Source organism: Pseudolactococcus hodotermopsidis (assembly GCF_011170085.1).
GTDB classification, from domain to species: Bacteria; Bacillota; Bacilli; order Lactobacillales; family Streptococcaceae; genus Pseudolactococcus; species Pseudolactococcus hodotermopsidis.
Genome location: NZ_BLLI01000048.1, coordinates 1 through 17,446, shown reverse-complemented (window position 1 = coordinate 17,446; position 17,446 = coordinate 1). Strand labels below are relative to the sequence as shown.

The window sequence follows — 17,446 nt, the reverse complement described above, 5'->3', positions numbered from 1 at the left end:
ATCAAAACCTTTAAGTGTATGGCTCAGAAATATCGTAATCGAAGAAAGAGGCACTTACTTCGTGCGTCCTTAATTTGTGGTATTATCAATTTCGAAATTTAATTTCGGGAGAAGTCTATTAAAAAACAAGCAACTAATCAGTTACTTGCTTTATAGGGGAAAGGAGTTTCCCACACGATTTGACAAAGAGCCATAAAACCTTAATAAATTAAAAAACAAGCAACTAATCAGTTACTTGCTTTATAGGGGAAAGGAGTTTCCCACACGATTTGACAAAGAGCCGAAACTTCCCAAAAGTTCGATAAGGTGTTTTTAGATGACTCATTCAAATTTTTTAATTTTCTACGATAAAACAAATGTATTTATAATTCTAATAAATTTCAATTTGATTTAAATTCAAGATTTGTCGCCCACCAAATGTTCTCAAAGTAATTTTAACATATCGTGCTTTTTTAACATCAAAATTGTTGCGTAAGACAAAAACATGCCCTTCTTTGTTTCGTGTTGATGCTTCTTTCGTAAACTCAATATCACGTAACTCTGCAATTTTTTCATAGCTCTCGCCATCAAGTGAGATTTCAATATCAAGATTTTTCGTGCGCTCAAAATACTGATGACGATGATAGAGATTTATTTTAGAAATAGTTGTGATGTCAGCTAAATCAACTTGAATCCACGGATCTTGCAAGCGTTTACTAGCAAAACCACCAAAACGATATTTATCAACATCATAATTACCATCTGTCATTGAGATATGATAAGGGAACTGGCTACGGTTATAACTAAAAGGTTCAGAACCTGTCACTTCTTTCAAAAAGGCTTTATTTTGCAAGTCTAACTGGTTGTCGTAAGTCAATTGATGCGCCAAGCAAAAATCAGCGAATGGTTTTGGCTCAAGAGTTGGCGACAAGATAACTGACGCTATCATACCGCTATAAATTGTCTGATTGGATTTATCCAGATAACTCAGCATCATTAAACGCCAAAGCTTACTGCCCTCACTATAATCATGATGATGTTGTGCTAAGAAAAAGTTATATTCATAGGAATATTTACTAAAAACAGATGATTGACTAACAACAGGATGAACAATTTTATTGCCTTGCCAAACCCTTGCATCTAAGATTGAATAAACAGGTCGATAAGCCAGATAATCATAATCTTCGTCAAGACTTGCAATATCAAGGAAATTAATTTCCTGATGATGCAAGACCGTTGTCCCTAAAAATAGCTCATCTTTAGGCCATTGCTGAAAAGACAAATCACTTCGTTGTGCAACTTCTAGTCTCTTTTGAACAAGAAAATCAATCGTTGTAGGTTTTGCGCCCCAAACCCAGACATTGAGCATGCCAAAAGGAGAGTCTAAAACATTGCCTCGAGCACCACTTCTCACATGGTTATCATTTGCTGGCACTTCACGATGATGATGCGCCAACATGTCACCACCATTGTCATAAAAATCAGCCATTGACTCAAAAAGTGTCCGTGAATTGATAAAAGTATCATTTTCAGTAATAACATAGGCGGGTGCATCAACTTTTTCTTTCAAAGCATACATCGCATAATCTCCGTTTGCCCACAGTGCTTGACCAGCAGGAATCAGAGGTAGACCAAGACTTGCCAAATCAGCTTCCGTATGACTAATTTTGGTCGTATACTCAGGCGTTGCAAGCTCGCCATTTGTCTCATCAGCAAAAACAATTACGTCCCAGCGTTCTAAATTCACATTCTTGACAAGATTGTTGTAAATTTTTTCGATGTCGTCACTCCAATAATGCGTACGAAATGCCACAACATATTTATCTGTTTTCATAAGCTAAACCTCTTCTATCGCAATATCTATAATATCAATCTTTGCACCATTTGGTACATTATGTGACGAAATACCAATACCTGTCCATTTTTCATTAAAATCAATGATAGCTGACAGTTCTTTCACTTCATTTTCAAGCAAGTTAAACTCCGTAAGTCGCGTTGCCCTCCCTAAAGTAAAGCCTACTAAGCCAAATCCTTGAATCGCAACAGAAGTTCGAACTAAAAGTTTAATCTGATAATGACTTGCCATCGGTCTGAAATAGGGCGAAAATCTAAAGTTAAGGCGCTCAATACCGCCATTATGATGAAGCACATAAGAAACTAAGTATTTTGATGGTAGCCGTTCCCACATATTCAAATTTTTTTCTTGTGTAAAGATAAAATTTCTATGTCTAATGGCATTTTTAAAGCTTTGGTTAAAGAATTCGAGTACCTGAAACTTATCTAGTTTACCGGTAATCACTTGAGAAAAAATTCGAGCATATTGAATTGGGTAGATAAATTCAACATTATCTGAATAGATATTTTCAAACATTTCCGATTTAAAAAGGGTTTTCACATAACCAACAAAATGGACAATTTTAGAATTAAAATCTGGTCTACCATGTTTTAACATCGGTGAATTAAAAATCCCGACTCTATCATGAAATGCATAGGCTAAAAGTCCTTGATCGGCAAAAAAGATATGCTCCTTTCCTTCTCTCACAAGTACATCATCTTTTATATTATCAATCATCGGTAAAAAATACGCACTATCAATGCCTGCTTTTCTTAAAGCAGCAACATTCAACATCATCACTCCCGTATTGACAAGCGCACCTTGTCTATATGCTTCAATCGTCGTATTATCTTGATAATTGTATTCTGGTTTACCAATAAAAAAATTCCCATCAAAATTGACTTGATAAAAGTCACTTACATCTCCAAAAAATGCAACATCAAGATCCGTGAAAAGCGCTCTTTCAACTGTTTCTGGGAGATACTTACCAACTAACAAGTAATAATAAGATTGCTTTGGAAATCTCTCTATCTGCACCTTATAATCATGAAGATAATCAAAATCCAATTCATTTATTTGAATGTAAACAAACTCTTGACCAAAATAGGCAGCAATTCTTCTCAGATCTTCTTGATAAATTTCTGATAAATCATCACAAAGCGCATATAAAGTCACATCATGAACTTTATGATAGTTTAAAAAATTAACAAAATAGGCGGGTGCCAATGAAAAATATTGACTATCTCCACAAATGACTAGATTAATTTTTTGAGCCATTTTTAATCCTCCTTTTCTTCTATCGCAATGTCAATAATATCAAGCACTGTCCCCACTGATACACTGTGACTTGAAAAACCAAATCCTTCCCAAATCGTCGTCTTAAAATCAATTTCCGCTGTCAATTCGGTCACTTCATCTGCTTTGACAAAACCTTGTGTGACTCGCCTTGTTAGTTGTTGATACAAACCAACAACACCAAAATCTGGTATATCCTGAGAGGCTTTGACCACTAATTTAATTTGATAAATCTGATTTTGCTTGGGCGAAAAGAAAGACGAAAATCTAAAGAAAACGCGCTCTAGTCCTTCAAACTCATAAAAATATGTCCCTAAAAACTTTGTAGTCTTAGGTTGCCAATAATATAACATTTTATGTGGCGATAAAATGAAATCTGAATGAGAAATAGCAGCACTAAGCCCCTTATCATATAGCTCAAAAGTCTGCTCAACATTTATTTTTTCTAAGATAATAGCCGACAAAATTTTATAACGTTCAACTTGATAAATGTATCTTCTATCCTCATTTGTCAAAATATCCGCTATTTTACCTTGCATCATCTTTTTCCCAGCTGCGCTAAAATGTGCGATTTGGGCATTGTTATAGGGCGGTTCATGGCGAATCAAATCTGTATTAAAAAATTTGATTTGATTCGCAAATACATATGAAAATAAGCCTTGATCTGCGAAAAAGTCGAGTTCCTGACCACGATAGGTCACTTTTGTCTCGCTAAGTTGACTGAGCTGATTTTCAAAATAAGTCCCATTGATATTATGCTCACGTAAAGCCGTCAGATTTAATAACAAAACACCTGAATTAGCAACTGAACCACGACGTTTTTGTTCATCCGTTATCGTCTCAAGTGGTAGACTGCCTGCTTCAGTTTGCGCAACAAACCATTTATCAGAAAAGTCCGTCATATAAAGATTATAACTATCAGCAAAAAAACTAATATCCAAATCACAATATAAAGCGCGAGTTATTGTTTCATCTGGTAAATATTTGCCAGCCAACAGGTAATAATAAGACTGTTTGGGCCACATGTCAAGCCCAACACGATAATTTTTCAAAAACTCAAATTCATGACTGCCAATTTTGATATTAACAACATTTTGATGATAAAAATCAGCAATTTTCGCCAAATCTGACAAATATTTTGGCGCTAGTTCATCACAAAAAACATACAAAGTCACCGCATAATCTTTGTGATAGTCACAAAAATTAGTGAAAAAGGCGGGTGCTAACGCAAAATAATCAGAATTACCTGTAATAATTAAATTTATTTCTTCTTTCATTTTCAATTTACCTAATCATTTTCTCTATCGAAATTGCAACAATATCAATTTTTGTCCCAAGTGGCACGCTGTGAGATGAGATACCGACACCAAACAAGTCTTGTCGACCAAAATCAACTTCTGCGCTTAGCGTTTGGATGTTATCTCTTTTTAAAGCAAGCTCTGAAAGTCGTGTCACTTTTCCATTTGTCAAGAAACCAACAAGACCAAAATTAGCCACATCTTCTGACGATTTAACTGACAAGTTGATACGATAAGCTACTTGTTCTTTTTTAAAATGTTTGGAAAGGCGGAAACACAGACGACGAATCCCCTCCTGTTGTAACCTATAAGTCGTTAAATACTCACTCTCCAAGCGTTTCCAACCTGGCAAATTAAAATTATAGGGCGCTAAAACAAAGTCCATATGCTGAATCCCTTGCCGAATCGGTTTGTCAAAAAGCTCAAAAACTTCTACTGCACTCAAATTCCCAAGAATCAGCTGAGATTTAAGTTTATAACGCTGATAGTTATAAATATACGCATAATCATCAGCACTGAAAATATCTTGAAGTTCTGCTTTATAGGACTTATGAAACGGATCAAGCAAATGAACAATCGCTGCTTGATTTTTCTCTGGCATTTGTACCATGTGGAAAATACGACCTGGTTTCAAGGTTTTGATTTGTTGTCTAAAAACATAAGATAGCAAACCTTGATCTGCAAAAAAAGCAATCCCATGGCTACCAAACATGACAGGTGGTAAAGCAACTAATTCTTCTACAAATAGTTTAAAATACTGAGCATCTATTTGATTTATCCGCATTTTTTCAATATTAAGAATAACCGCCCCCGTATTGATATGATGTCCCATACGCATTTCCTCATCTGTCAAAATAGCATCATTTCGATAAGAAATTAAATCTCGAACACCAATAAAATAGTTGTCCTCAAAATCCGTAAAATAGACATCATCAATTGCATCAAAAAAAGTCACATCAAAATCAAAGAACATCGCACGCTCAACATTATTAGGAAGATATTTGCCCGCAAGTAATAGGTAATAACTCTGAATTGGCCAATTCTGCATCATGATAGCATTCGGATAATCAGACATATAAGCAAACTCATCTTTGGCAATTTCAACAAATTTAAACGTTTGACCGTAGTAATCCGCAATTTTTTGCATATCTCTCAGATACTTTTCTTCAATAAAATCTGAAAAAGCATAAAACGTCACATCAAAATTTTTATGTTTTTCGAAAAAATTAGTCAAGAATGTCGGTGCAAGGGCAAAATAGCCACTATTACCACTTGAAACGATATTGATTTTTTCTGACATCTTCAAGCTCCCTTATTTAATTTCCCGTATTTTAAACGACTTTATTGTGACTAATTTATTTCTTGGTATAGAAAATGAACTGACACCTACATAAATAAAATCACGCTTGGCTCTAAATTGATAACGTTGCGTCACAAAATCGCCATCCGTTGTGACAATAATTGATGATGGCTTCTGGAAAAATGGGTTAAATTCTGGCAAATAAAATTGTAATTCTGGTGCATTACTTTCAATCAGCAGCTCATAATCTTTTCCAGCTTCTAATGGCGTTTTTAATTTAAAAGATAGGCGATTAAAAACGTCACTTTCTTGATAAATTTGAAGATAATTGCCTACTTTTTTGACCTCAATTTCACCTGTTGCATTAGGGAGAAAAATATCGAAATCGTTATTTAATCGTTCAACATGACTTCGGTCTATTTTGCTTGTCCACTTCTCATAAAAATAACTATTGATTAAGGCAACATGATAGCTCAAAATTCTATTGATAAAACCAGCATGACGGGCTGTGTCTTCCCTATGCGGAAGTGGCACAGCAATATCAAGAATTTCTAAATTGGGTAAATTTAATTCTGACAAACTGCCATAGGTCCACCCCGAACCACTAGAAGTCAAAATTCTTATTTTCTGAGATGTTGCAATCGCTAGTGAACTGATATATTGTGACAAATCATCTGGTATAAAATCAAACAATAAATATCTTACTTTTAAATGCTCAGGAACGTACTTGACATTTAAAATTGGGTCAACTGCTAATGTTTCATAGCCACCAAGTGCGCCATGGATTATCGCACCCGTTGCCCCGCGACTAGAACCACTCATAAGTGTTCTATCATGCGAAACATTATAAGTTTCGCGAATTTTCTGAATTAATTTTTGAACTTTTTGCGTATAATCTGGAAAAGTTTCGGTATCCGCATAAAATGATCCTGAAACTAAATTAACATCTGCAATTCGCAAAATATAGGTATTGGCAACAATTTGTTTCCCTAAAGACTGGAAATTGCCATTAGCACTACTATAACGCAACATTGCTGACATCTCTTCTTGACTATCATGTTGAAAAAAATGAACAATTAAATTATTCGGCAGAACCTCAAAACTTTGATAAGGTGTCTCTAGTTGATAATAAATGCCTTCAAAACATTCAAAATCTGTCTTTATATCAGAAATTGGCACAAAAATAAATTCTTTTGTTGCTTCATCAAAGCCATCAAGCGTGTAGCCATTTTTAACATAGCTCTTTAACTTGGCATGATTGACTGGATTTTTTTCATAGAAAGTTTCTATACCATTTGTATTATCAAATTTTTCTTTTATCATCTGTCCTCCTGACTTTCATTTTTTCAAATTTCCCGTATTTTAAAAGATTTTATTGTGACTAATTTATTTCTTGGTATAGAGAATGAACTGACACCTGCATAAATAAAATCACGTTGTGCTTCAAAATAGTAACGCTGTGTCGTCAAGCCCTCCTTAGTTTCCGAGTGACTAACCCGAGGTTTCTGGAAAAATGGACTAAAATATTGTAAATAGAACTGCAACTCAGGGGCATCACTCTCAATTACCATCTCATAAGTCACACCAACTCGCAAAGGTTGCTTTAATTTAAGTACCAAGCGACTAAAAGCAGTCGACTCTTGATAAATTTGAAGTTTATTTTCAGTTTCTTTGACGGCTATATCAGCTGTTGGTAGAGGTAGAAATATATCAAAATTCTCGTTTAAATGCGTTGGCAATTCTCTAGGCATTTTAATCGTTGTCAAACTATAAAAATAGGAATTGATTAGCGAGACAAAATGCGTCACAGTATCTTCAATAAAGGCACCATGCCGCGTAATATCATTTGAAAATGGCAGAGATAAGCTACTTCCCAAAATTTCAAGATTCGGTAGCGCTAATTCTGAAAAACTACCGTAAGTCCACGACAAGACCTCAGAAGTCAAAATTTTAATTTTTTGCTTAGTTGGCGTAACCAATGAATTGATATAGGGTGCTAAATTTTCAGGCAAAAAATCAAATAACTGCCAACCACCTTTCATACCATCATCAACATAACCCACATTAATAATCGGATCAACTGCAACAGTTTCGTAGCCACCAAGCACACCATGGATTAGAGCGCCAGTGCCACCACGACTGGTACCAATCATTTCAGTTCGTTCATGTGCAATTTCATGCGCATCACGAATTTTAGTAATCAATTTTTGAACAGTTGCTGTATAATCTGGAAAATTTCGTGTATCTGCATAAAAAGACCCCGCCACTAGATTTGAATCAGCGATTCTTAAAATATAAGTATTTGCTGGCAACTGCTTACCTAGAGATTGAAAGTTAGTAACACCACTATATCGTTCAATTGCTTTAATCCTAGAAGAACCCGCAGCATGCGCCATAAACATCACAATCAAATTATTTGGCAGATAATCTTTCATATGAACTGGCATTTCAAGGACATAATAAACACCATCAAAGTAGCTCATATCAGTCGAAATATCCGAAATCGGAACAAATCGAAATTCTTGTGTTGCTTCAACGAAACCATCTACTGTATAGCCTTTTTCAGTCAGCTCTTTTAATCTGGCATGATTTTTAGGATTTTTTTGATAAAAAGTTCGCATCTGATCTGTATTGTCAAATTTTTCAAATAATACTTTTTCCATCTATCGTTCCTTTTTATTATTTCAACTATCTCGCATAACCTTCTAACAATCTGATTGACACATCAACAATATCAATCTGTGTTCCTATCGGCACATTATAGGAAGAGATACCAATCGCTGTTGCAGGTAAAGCAGCTAAGTTGATGACCATTGTCATCGTTACCACTTCGCCTGCAATCAGATTTTGTTGCGTACTTCGTTTAACACTTACCCCATTAAATCTAAGCAAACCGAAATCTGTCACGTCAGCAGATGATTTGACAGATAATGACACTTCAAATTGTGATTTCTGTTTTTTTATCGATTCTGAAAGCTCAAAATGTAATCTGTGATTGGCAGAATCATCCTTTAAAAGATAACTTATCAGACTATCTGACGGGACAACCTCCCAAGCTGCGCCAGTAACTGGTCGTTCAAAGTCAAAATTCTCACTAGAACTTTGCTGCGTTTCATCTTTTTCGACAATTTTAAAGTGATTCATGATTAGTTTTTGACCGACTTCAAAATCATTACTTGAAAGCGTTAAGAAAAACCAGTTGGCAAATGGGCGAATTTTTGCTTTTTGGATATAGCTATTGCCGACTTGTGCCACAACTTCAAAAGCTAGCGTTTCAGATGCGCCAAGTTGATTGTTTAACTCAAATTTAAGTGCTTGATTCGTATCAACGGACACTTCGATCTCATAAGTCACCTGTTCAAGGAAAGGCTCTCTCAACACAAAACCAGCATCTGTACCTTGCGTTTCTGACGGCAAACATGCGATGACTAACGCCTCTTTTTCTTTATTAAAGTCAAAATGAGGTGTTGACATCGGCATCGAAAAGACAAAATTTTCTTGTGATAACTGCTCAGATTTGACTGTCACATAAGTTGCATTAAAACTTTCCAAAGCCTTGTTCATATTGGCATAGAAATATGGATTGTCACGTACTGTCAATTTTTGATGTTTTTGATTGCCAGCTAAACCGTCTAAATTCATCCGAATATCAATCAGTTTAAGTCGCGGATTATCTAAACCATGATAAGTTGACCAAGTCATGGCGTTATTAGAACTTGACAAGAGCGTGATTGGCTTATCCGACGGATTTTGCTCAAAAAGACTGCGTACATAGTCAGTCAAATCAAACGGAATATCGTCTCTAACCAAGAAAAAATCATTGTTATATTCATAAGCGATAGAAAGCAATGGCTCATTACAAACAGCGGGATAACCACCAATCAGCGCATGAATCAGCGCTGCCGTCCCACCACGACTAGAGCCACAAAGAACAACACGTTCCCTCTCAACCCCTAAGTCTGTGTAAACTTTTTCAATCAATTTTTGAACATCAGAAATGTAGTCTGGATAAGTCGGCGTATTCATAAAAAATGAACCAGACATCAGATTACTATCAGCAATTTCTAGGATATAAGTATTTCGCGACACTGAATTTTTAAGATTCGGAAAAATACTCCCATTGCCAAAATAACGCTCACGCGCACTTGTCGCACTATCTTTGAGCTGATAAAAATAAGGAAACATGACCAATAACTTTAGCTCATAAACTGGCTCCCAATAATTTGGCGGCGTAATTGCATAATGCAGTCGCCCCTCTTTTTCAAGACCTAATTCCAGATTCTCAAGCTTGACAAAGCGATACTCGCCAGTTTCTTCGTTGTAGCCATCAAGTGTATACCCCTGTCTAGCATAATTTTTTGCCTTGGTATAATTATCAAAATTATTATGACGTGAAAAAGTCTGAACTGATTTCACATCATCTTCAAATTTTTCAAAAAATTCTATTTTAGTCATTTTGCCTACTTCTATCCTCTCACTTGACAACTCTAAATTATTTCATGCACAACCATTAGCTAAATTTGGCGAAAACTAGCTCGTAATCATATCGCGCTTTTAAGTATCAGCATCTAAATTTTTGATTTTAAATTTATCAATCACGATTTTATCACCACTTGCAACTGCCATCGCACTAATACTAATCATTGACCAAAAAGAATGCGGTTTAAAAATGGTTCTGATGTTATTTTCTTCGTTTCGTTCAAAATCAATCACTTGAGTAACAATTATAGCATTTGATGCCAGAAGTTCAATTTGCTGATTGAGCTGTATGTCCATTTCATACTGACCACCACCTTGAAATGCCGTATTCAAAACAAAATTAAGATGCCCATCTGGACTCTGATCACTTGTCCGTGTCAAAATTAATTGATTCTCAAAATAAGTTACATCAAACCAACGATTAGGCATCGGCATCCGAATATCAAAACGATTTGAGGGTAAGACCTCATCATTTGGGACAACAAAGCGCCAATCATTTCGCGTCAAACGCTCATTTATCAAAGAAAGGTAAAATGGAATATTGCCCTCTGTAATCGCACCATGACGTACGATGCCATTATTTTTAGCATGTTTCATATCCAAATCAATTATCTGAATCCGCTTATCTGTCAAGGCTTGAAGATAAGGCCAAAAAAGTTTACTTGTTGACGATGAGATAATCGTTATCTTTTTATTAGAATTTTCTTTTTTAAAATAGGGGACTAGAGCATCTGTCAAATTATCTGCCATCACATCTGCTAATAAATACTCATCTGCATTATGCCCATAGGCAAGTGAGAGGGCTGGGTCATTGACTACTGCGTTATAGTCGCCAGCAAGTGCATGTAAAATCGCACCAACGCCACCACGACTTGAGCCTATTAAAACAACATTATCTTTTGCCACACCTAATTTTTCTTGAACTTCTTGAATCAACTCTTGAACTTCCTGAACATAAGTTGGATAATTTTCTGTATTCAAAAAGAAAGAACCTGAAATCATATTCGTATCAGCAATCCGTAACACATAAGTATTTCTTGGAATTGATTTTTCAAGCGTCGGTAAAGCCTCGCCGTCAATAAATAAACGATTGGCTGCCGAAAGATTGTCAAATGAAGCATGTGGAAACTGTACTAGGAGCTTACTTTGAAAATATTGAAAATCATTTTCAGATGATGTTATTCTGTACTGAAGTTTCCCACTTTTTTGATACCCAAAATCTAAATTCTCCAGCTTAACAAAACGATAGTTGCCATTTTCGTAGCCATCAAGCGTATAACCCGCCTTAGCGTAAGCCTTAATTTTTTGGTTATTTTCCCTATCGTTTTTAAAAGTAGCTAAACCTTGATAATCAGGAGAGAATGCCTCCCAAAATTCTGGCTCAGTCCTCTCAACAAAATTTTCTAACACGCTCTATCATACCCTTTCAATCAACAAATCAACAATATCAATCCGTGTCCCAAACGGCAAACCATACGACGAGATACCAATTGCATCATAATCAAAACGAGTCATATCAAGAATCGCTGAAATTTCTATTGGTTCATCTCGTTTCACATTTACTTCTGCAAGCCGTTTGACTTTCCCTGCGAAAAAGGCAATCAAGCCAAAATTTTCAGCATCTTCTGACGATTTGATTGTCACCTTAACTTGGTAAGAAGTCGAGGCTTTATTGAAAAATTTTGAAAATGGTATCCGAATCCGCCCTGGTGTCGGTTCTGGGTCGTAAACTGCCAGTTTAAACGAAAACAAGAAGTCAGACGCGATACGTTGCCAAGGATGTGACCCGCTGTATGTTTCTAATAAACTAAAGTCTTGATTCTTGATAGCCTTGTTTAAGTTTTCAGTTACATCAGTCAAAAGTGCCATGGCATCAAGTTGACCAAGAATTACCTGTGCCTTCAACTTATAACGATTATAGGTAAAAATCCAGTTCGTTTCTTGATTTGAAAAAATGGCTGATAAGTCGGACTGATGGTATTTTGTATAACCATTAAAATGAATAATCGCCTCATTACCAGTCGGTGGCGTGTTCATAATCGTATTCAAAATACGCCCAGCTGCGACAACTTTAATCTTGTCACGAAAAACGTATGCCATTAAACCTTGATCAGAAAAGAAAGTCAGATTATAACCATAATAATCAGCAATCGGTAACTGTTTTAGCTCGTCGACAAATGGTCGGAAATAAGCAGCATCAACTTTCTGTTTGCGAAGTGCCGCAACATCCATAATCACAACACCAGCATTTATCAAGCGCCCCAAACGCAATTCATCAATCGTCAAGTCCTTGGCAGCTCGTGGTTTACCTTCAGAAACACCGATGAAATAATTGCCTTCAAACGCTTGAAAATAAACATCAGCAATCATATCCAAGAAAATGATGTCCAAATCAAAATACATGGCACGCTCAACTGTTTCAGGCAAATATTTCCCAGCCAAAAACGAATAATAAATCTGAATTGGAAAACGCTCCAACCAAACACTCGCCTCTTTAAGATAGTCAAATTCATTTTTATCAATCTGCACATAGACAACTTTTTGCCCATAAAAATCGGCAATTTTCTGCATATCTAAAACATATTTTTCATCAATAAAATCAGAAAAAGCATAAAAAGTGACCTCAAACGCCTTATGCAACTCGAAAAAATTGGTCAAAAAAGCAGGCGCAAAGGCAAAATAGCCACTATCTCCGTTTGAAATAAGATTGATTTTTTGTTTTGTTTGCATATTTTTCCTTATAATTTGGTGATTGAAATCTCAACAATATCAATTTTAGTATTCAGCGCAACACCCTGCGAAGAAATACCAATCCCTGTCCAATCTCTTTTTCTAAAATCAATAATCATTGACAAAGTTGCAAGCTCATCTTTTCTAATATCTTTTTCGGACAATCTGCTCACTCGGTTACTTGCAAAGCCCAGAAGTCCAAACTTTTCAACATCATTTGAGACTTGAACCGTCAGCGTAACGCTATATCTTGCCTTTTCATGAGAAAAACGAGAAGAGAAGGCAAAATTCAAACGTGCTGGACTTCCCTCACGATAATAAAGATAACTGGCTAAAAATTCAGTCGCCATTTGTTTCCAAAAATGCCGTTGATTGACATGAGGTATAGAGAAATCAAATTTATCAGCATCGCTGATTTGACGTATTTTAAACTGCTTGATCACTATTTTCTGACCTGTTTCAATTGTCTCAGGACTAATCCCAACTAATGCCCAACAATTATTCGAGTTAAAAATAATTTTCTTTGTCGTCTGTTCAGCTACAAATCCTTGTCCATGGTTCAAAGCATTTGAGGCGATAAAGTGGACTGGTTTTTCCGTTATTATATCAACTTCAATCTCATACTCTTGTCCCATTTGAAAAGCTTTTTTTAAGATAAAATTAAACTGATCACCCTGAGAAACAACAGCTGTTCTAGTTAAAGTCAAAACATCATTTTGATAGACAATATCAAACCACCGATTAACCATCGGCATACCAATATCAAATCGCTCTACTGGTAAATTTTCAGTAGGTGGCTCAACAATCGCTAGATCATTTTTCAGCAACTGTTCATTAACTTGTGATAGATAATAGGGAATCATCCCACCAGTAATTGTCGAATGATGTGAAAAACCATTTTTATGCCGATGCTTAATATCTACATTAATTATTTTAATACGGCTATCCTGCAGTTTTTGCAGATAAGACCAAAAAATTTTACTTGTATCTGACGAGATAATTGTTATCTTTTTTTCAACACTATCATGTCTAAAATAAGGCACAAGGCTTTCTGTCAAATCATCAGAAATCATATCTCCTAAGAAATACTCATCATTATTATGCGCATAAATCAATGAAATCGCAGGATCATTGACAACTGCAGCATAATCCCCTACAAGTGCATGCAAAAGTGCCCCTACACCGCCACGACTTGAACCTATTAAGACAACGTTTTCTTTTATAACACCAAGATTTTCGCAAACTTCCTTGATCAACGTTTGAACTTCAGCAATATAATCCGGATAACTTTCGGTATTTAAAAAGAAAGAACCTGTGATACAATTGACATCTGCAAGCGTTAAAATATAGGTATTTCTAGGCACAGACTGTTCAAGTCCTGGAAAAACCTCTCCATTAAGAAACATCCGATGAGAGGCAGAAGTGGTTATTGTCGAATCCTGATATGGAAAAAGTACTACCAATTTGTTAGGAAAATATTGAAAATTATTCGTTGAAGATGTTATTTTGTATTGCAACCGCCCTTTTTTTTGATGACCAAAATCAAGCGCTTCAAGTTTTACAAAATGATAACTGCCATTTTCATAACCGTCAATTGTGTAACCTTGTCTAGCATATTCTTTAAGTTTCTGATTATTTTCTTGATAAATCGGCTTAAAAGTTGATAAATCGCCAAAATCTGGAGAAAAACTCTCCCAAAATTCTTCTTTCATCTCAAGTCCTTTCAATCCTAATTTAAACTACAATTTTTCAATTGAAATCTCAACAATATCCAACCGTGTGCCAAGTGGCACGGTATAATTTGAAAAACCAATGCCACTAAAATTTCTCGTAGCAAAATCAATCGTCGCTTGAAACGCTGTCGGTTCATCTTTTTTGACGACCTTTTCTGCCAAGCGTAGCGCTTTTTGCGAGCGACTTTCATAATAAAAACCGACCAAGCCAAATTTTTCAATCTCTTGCGATGATTTAACCGTCATTTTCACGCTATATGCCGCTGGTTCCGGACGAAATGATGTTGAAAACCTAAAATTAATCCGACCAATATTATCAATATTAGTTGCCACATAAGTCGTTAAATAGTCCGATGGCACGCGTTTCCAAAACTCTTGATACCATTGTGGCGTAAGAATAAATGCCATATGTTTCAAGCCTTTAGTGATTTCTGTATCGAAAAGATCAAAAACTTCTTCAGCTGATAAATTTTGCAAAATCATCACAGACATGATACGGTATCTTTGATAGTTGTAGATATATTTAAAGTCAGCTGATGTGAAAATATCTTGCAATTCAGCCTTATGTGACCGATATTCAGGTGCAAGCAGATGAACAATCGGCGAATAATGCCGAGAGTCTGGCAAATGAAACATCAGTAAAATGCGATCATCACTCAAAACCTTAATTTGATTGGCAAAAGCATAGGCTTCAAGCCCCTGTTCCGAGTAAAAGGAAACCATATGCCCCGCAAAATAAAACGGCTCAAGCTGACTTGCCTTCTCAACATACTGATGATAATAGTCGCCGTCAATTTTGTCTGCACGCAATTTTTCAACATTTAAAATAATCGCGCCACCATTTATCAACTTGCCTTGACGCATCTCATCTTCTGAAATAGTGTTAGCCACACGCCCAACAACTTCACTTGCGCCAATGATATAATTGTCTTCAAAATCCTCAAAATAGACATCTGAAATATCGCCAAAAAAAGTAATATCAAAGTCAAAACTCATGGCACGATCAACTGTTTCAGGCAAATATTTTCCCGCCAAAAGTGGATAATAAACCTGAATTGGCCAAATCTCAAACATCGGCGCCACATCATAATTTTTCAGATAGTCAAACTCATTTTTATCAATCTGAATATAGACGACTTTTTGCCCATAAAAATCGGCAATTTTCTGCATATCGTTCAAATAATTTTCGGCAATAAAATCCGAAAAAGCATAAAATGTGACATCATATGCTTGATGTAATTCAAAAAAATTTGTCAGAAAAGTCGGCGCTTGTGAAAAGTAACCACTATCGCCCTTACCGATGATGTTAAGTTGTTTTTTAATTGACATTATCTTCCTTTATTCTCTATTATATGACAAGTTCTCTACTTTATTATTATACCAAAAAATAGGCTGACAAAAAAATATTTGTCGCAAACCTACTTCATTTAATTAAATTTTGTTAATCGTCATATCAACAATATCAACCCGTGTCCTCAACGGCACATTATATGACGAAATACCAAGCGCTTCATAAGGAAGTGCCGCTAGATTGATGACGGCTGAAATTTCTGTCACTTCGTCTGCTACTAGATTTTTCTCAGCCAAACGTCTCACTTTGGTGCCGAAAAAGCCGATTAAGCCAAAATTTTCAATCGCATTTGACGTCCTGACTGTCAACGTAACCTGATATTGAGTGGCGCTTTAGCAAATAATTTTGAAAAATCAATCCTGATCCGTCCTGTTACTTACTCCTCATGTGTCAACTCAAATGAAAACATCTCATCTGACGGGACACGTCGCCAAGGAAAAGCAATGCTATAATTTTCCATCAAACTAAAATCACTGTACTGAATGGCTTTCGTTAAATTTTGATCAAAATAGGCAAAAACAGCTAGCGCATCCACTTTTCCTAAAATAATTTGCGCTTTTAGCTTATAACGATGAAAAGTGTAGAGCCAACGCGTTTCATAATTTGAAAAAATGGCTGAAATTTCCGAATTGTGATATTTTGGTTGACCGTAAAAATGGACAATTACCTCCTGACCAGTCGGTTGTAATTTTGAAAAATTATTAAAAATTTGACCTTCTGACATCACTTTTACCTTATCACGAAAAACGTAAGCGAGTAAACCTTGATCAGAATAAAATGTTAATGCTTCACCATGAAAATTGACTGTTGGCAATTGCTTTAACCTGTCAACAAAAGGTTTAAAATAGTTAGAATCAACCTTATTTTTCCGTAATTCAGCAATATTCATGATGATTGTCCCGCCATTAACCAACTTACCTAAACGTAACTCTTCTTCAGTTAAATCGGCAACTGCCTTGGGATAAACTTCCTTGACACCGATAAAATAGTTGCCCTCAAACGCTTGAAAATAAACAGCTTCAATCGTATCCAAGAAAATAACGTCAAAATCAAAGTACATAGCACGCTCAACCGTTTCAGGCAAATATTTCCTAGCCAAAAACGAATAATAAGTCTGCACTGGAAAACGCTCCAGAACAACATTGGCATCTTTTAAATAATCAAATTCATTTTCATCAATTTTAACATAAACAACTTTTTGACCATAATAAGTCGCAATTTTCTGCATATCTGACACATATTTTTCTTCAATAGACTTCTCCCGAAATTAAATTTCGAAATTGATAATACCACAAATTAAGGACGCCCGAAGTAAGTGCCTCTTTCTTCGATTACGATATTTCTGAGCCATACACTTAAAGGTTTTGATTTTAGCATTGATATTCTCAATCAAAATTCTTTCCCTTGAAATACGTCGATTCTCTTTCTTATCCTCGGAAGTTAAAG

At 35.7% G+C, this 17,446-nt stretch carries 14 protein-coding genes; all 14 read right to left on the bottom strand.

Annotated elements, in window-relative coordinates; genetic code table 11:
* Positions 1 to 370 precede the first annotated feature (370 nt).
* Positions 371 to 1,813, bottom strand: a complete 1,443-nt coding sequence (locus Hs30E_RS07835; RefSeq protein ID WP_172209401.1) for a discoidin domain-containing protein — start codon at positions 1,811 to 1,813, stop codon at positions 371 to 373.
* Between the two features lie 3 nt (positions 1,814 to 1,816).
* Positions 1,817 to 3,091: a glycosyltransferase family 8 protein gene (locus Hs30E_RS07830; protein WP_172209400.1), complete on the bottom strand. Its 1,275-nt coding sequence runs from the start codon at positions 3,089 to 3,091 to the stop codon at positions 1,817 to 1,819.
* Between the two features lie 2 nt (positions 3,092 to 3,093).
* Positions 3,094 to 4,386: a glycosyltransferase gene (locus tag Hs30E_RS07825; RefSeq protein ID WP_172209399.1), complete on the bottom strand. Its 1,293-nt coding sequence runs from the start codon at positions 4,384 to 4,386 to the stop codon at positions 3,094 to 3,096.
* Between the two features lie 7 nt (positions 4,387 to 4,393).
* The gene (locus Hs30E_RS07820; RefSeq protein WP_172209398.1) at positions 4,394 to 5,707 is read right to left on the bottom strand and encodes a glycosyltransferase; all 1,314 of its coding nucleotides are present in this window, start codon (positions 5,705 to 5,707) and stop codon (positions 4,394 to 4,396) included.
* A gap of 12 nt (positions 5,708 to 5,719) precedes the next feature.
* Positions 5,720 to 7,030, bottom strand: a complete 1,311-nt coding sequence (locus Hs30E_RS07815; RefSeq protein WP_172209397.1) for an XcbB/CpsF family capsular polysaccharide biosynthesis protein — start codon at positions 7,028 to 7,030, stop codon at positions 5,720 to 5,722.
* 23 nt (positions 7,031 to 7,053) lie between these two features.
* A complete protein-coding gene (locus Hs30E_RS07810) occupies positions 7,054 to 8,370 on the bottom strand; it encodes an XcbB/CpsF family capsular polysaccharide biosynthesis protein (protein ID WP_172209396.1) in 1,317 nt (438 codons plus the stop codon).
* Between the two features lie 25 nt (positions 8,371 to 8,395).
* A complete protein-coding gene (locus Hs30E_RS07805; RefSeq protein WP_172209395.1) occupies positions 8,396 to 10,162 on the bottom strand; it encodes an XcbB/CpsF family capsular polysaccharide biosynthesis protein in 1,767 nt (588 codons plus the stop codon).
* A gap of 99 nt (positions 10,163 to 10,261) precedes the next feature.
* Positions 10,262 to 11,596 (bottom strand): XcbB/CpsF family capsular polysaccharide biosynthesis protein, encoded by a 1,335-nt coding sequence (locus Hs30E_RS07800; RefSeq protein ID WP_172209393.1) that lies wholly within the window; start codon positions 11,594 to 11,596, stop codon positions 10,262 to 10,264.
* Positions 11,597 to 11,602: 6 nt separating this feature from the next.
* On the bottom strand, positions 11,603 to 12,916 hold the full coding sequence (locus tag Hs30E_RS07795) for a glycosyltransferase family 8 protein (RefSeq protein ID WP_172209391.1): 1,314 nt from the start codon (positions 12,914 to 12,916) through the stop codon (positions 11,603 to 11,605).
* An 8-nt stretch (positions 12,917 to 12,924) separates the two neighbouring features.
* Positions 12,925 to 14,628, bottom strand: a complete 1,704-nt coding sequence (locus Hs30E_RS07790) for an XcbB/CpsF family capsular polysaccharide biosynthesis protein (RefSeq protein ID WP_172209389.1) — start codon at positions 14,626 to 14,628, stop codon at positions 12,925 to 12,927.
* A gap of 27 nt (positions 14,629 to 14,655) precedes the next feature.
* Positions 14,656 to 15,978: a glycosyltransferase gene (locus Hs30E_RS07785; RefSeq protein ID WP_172209387.1), complete on the bottom strand. Its 1,323-nt coding sequence runs from the start codon at positions 15,976 to 15,978 to the stop codon at positions 14,656 to 14,658.
* A 102-nt stretch (positions 15,979 to 16,080) separates the two neighbouring features.
* Positions 16,081 to 16,308: a hypothetical protein gene (locus tag Hs30E_RS07780; protein ID WP_172209385.1), complete on the bottom strand. Its 228-nt coding sequence runs from the start codon at positions 16,306 to 16,308 to the stop codon at positions 16,081 to 16,083.
* A gap of 68 nt (positions 16,309 to 16,376) precedes the next feature.
* Positions 16,377 to 17,252, bottom strand: a complete 876-nt coding sequence (locus tag Hs30E_RS07775) for a glycosyltransferase (protein WP_228462022.1) — start codon at positions 17,250 to 17,252, stop codon at positions 16,377 to 16,379.
* A gap of 15 nt (positions 17,253 to 17,267) precedes the next feature.
* Positions 17,268 to 17,446, bottom strand: a 179-nt coding sequence (locus Hs30E_RS11570) for a transposase family protein (RefSeq protein ID WP_371864148.1), incomplete at its 5' end; no start/stop codon positions are given.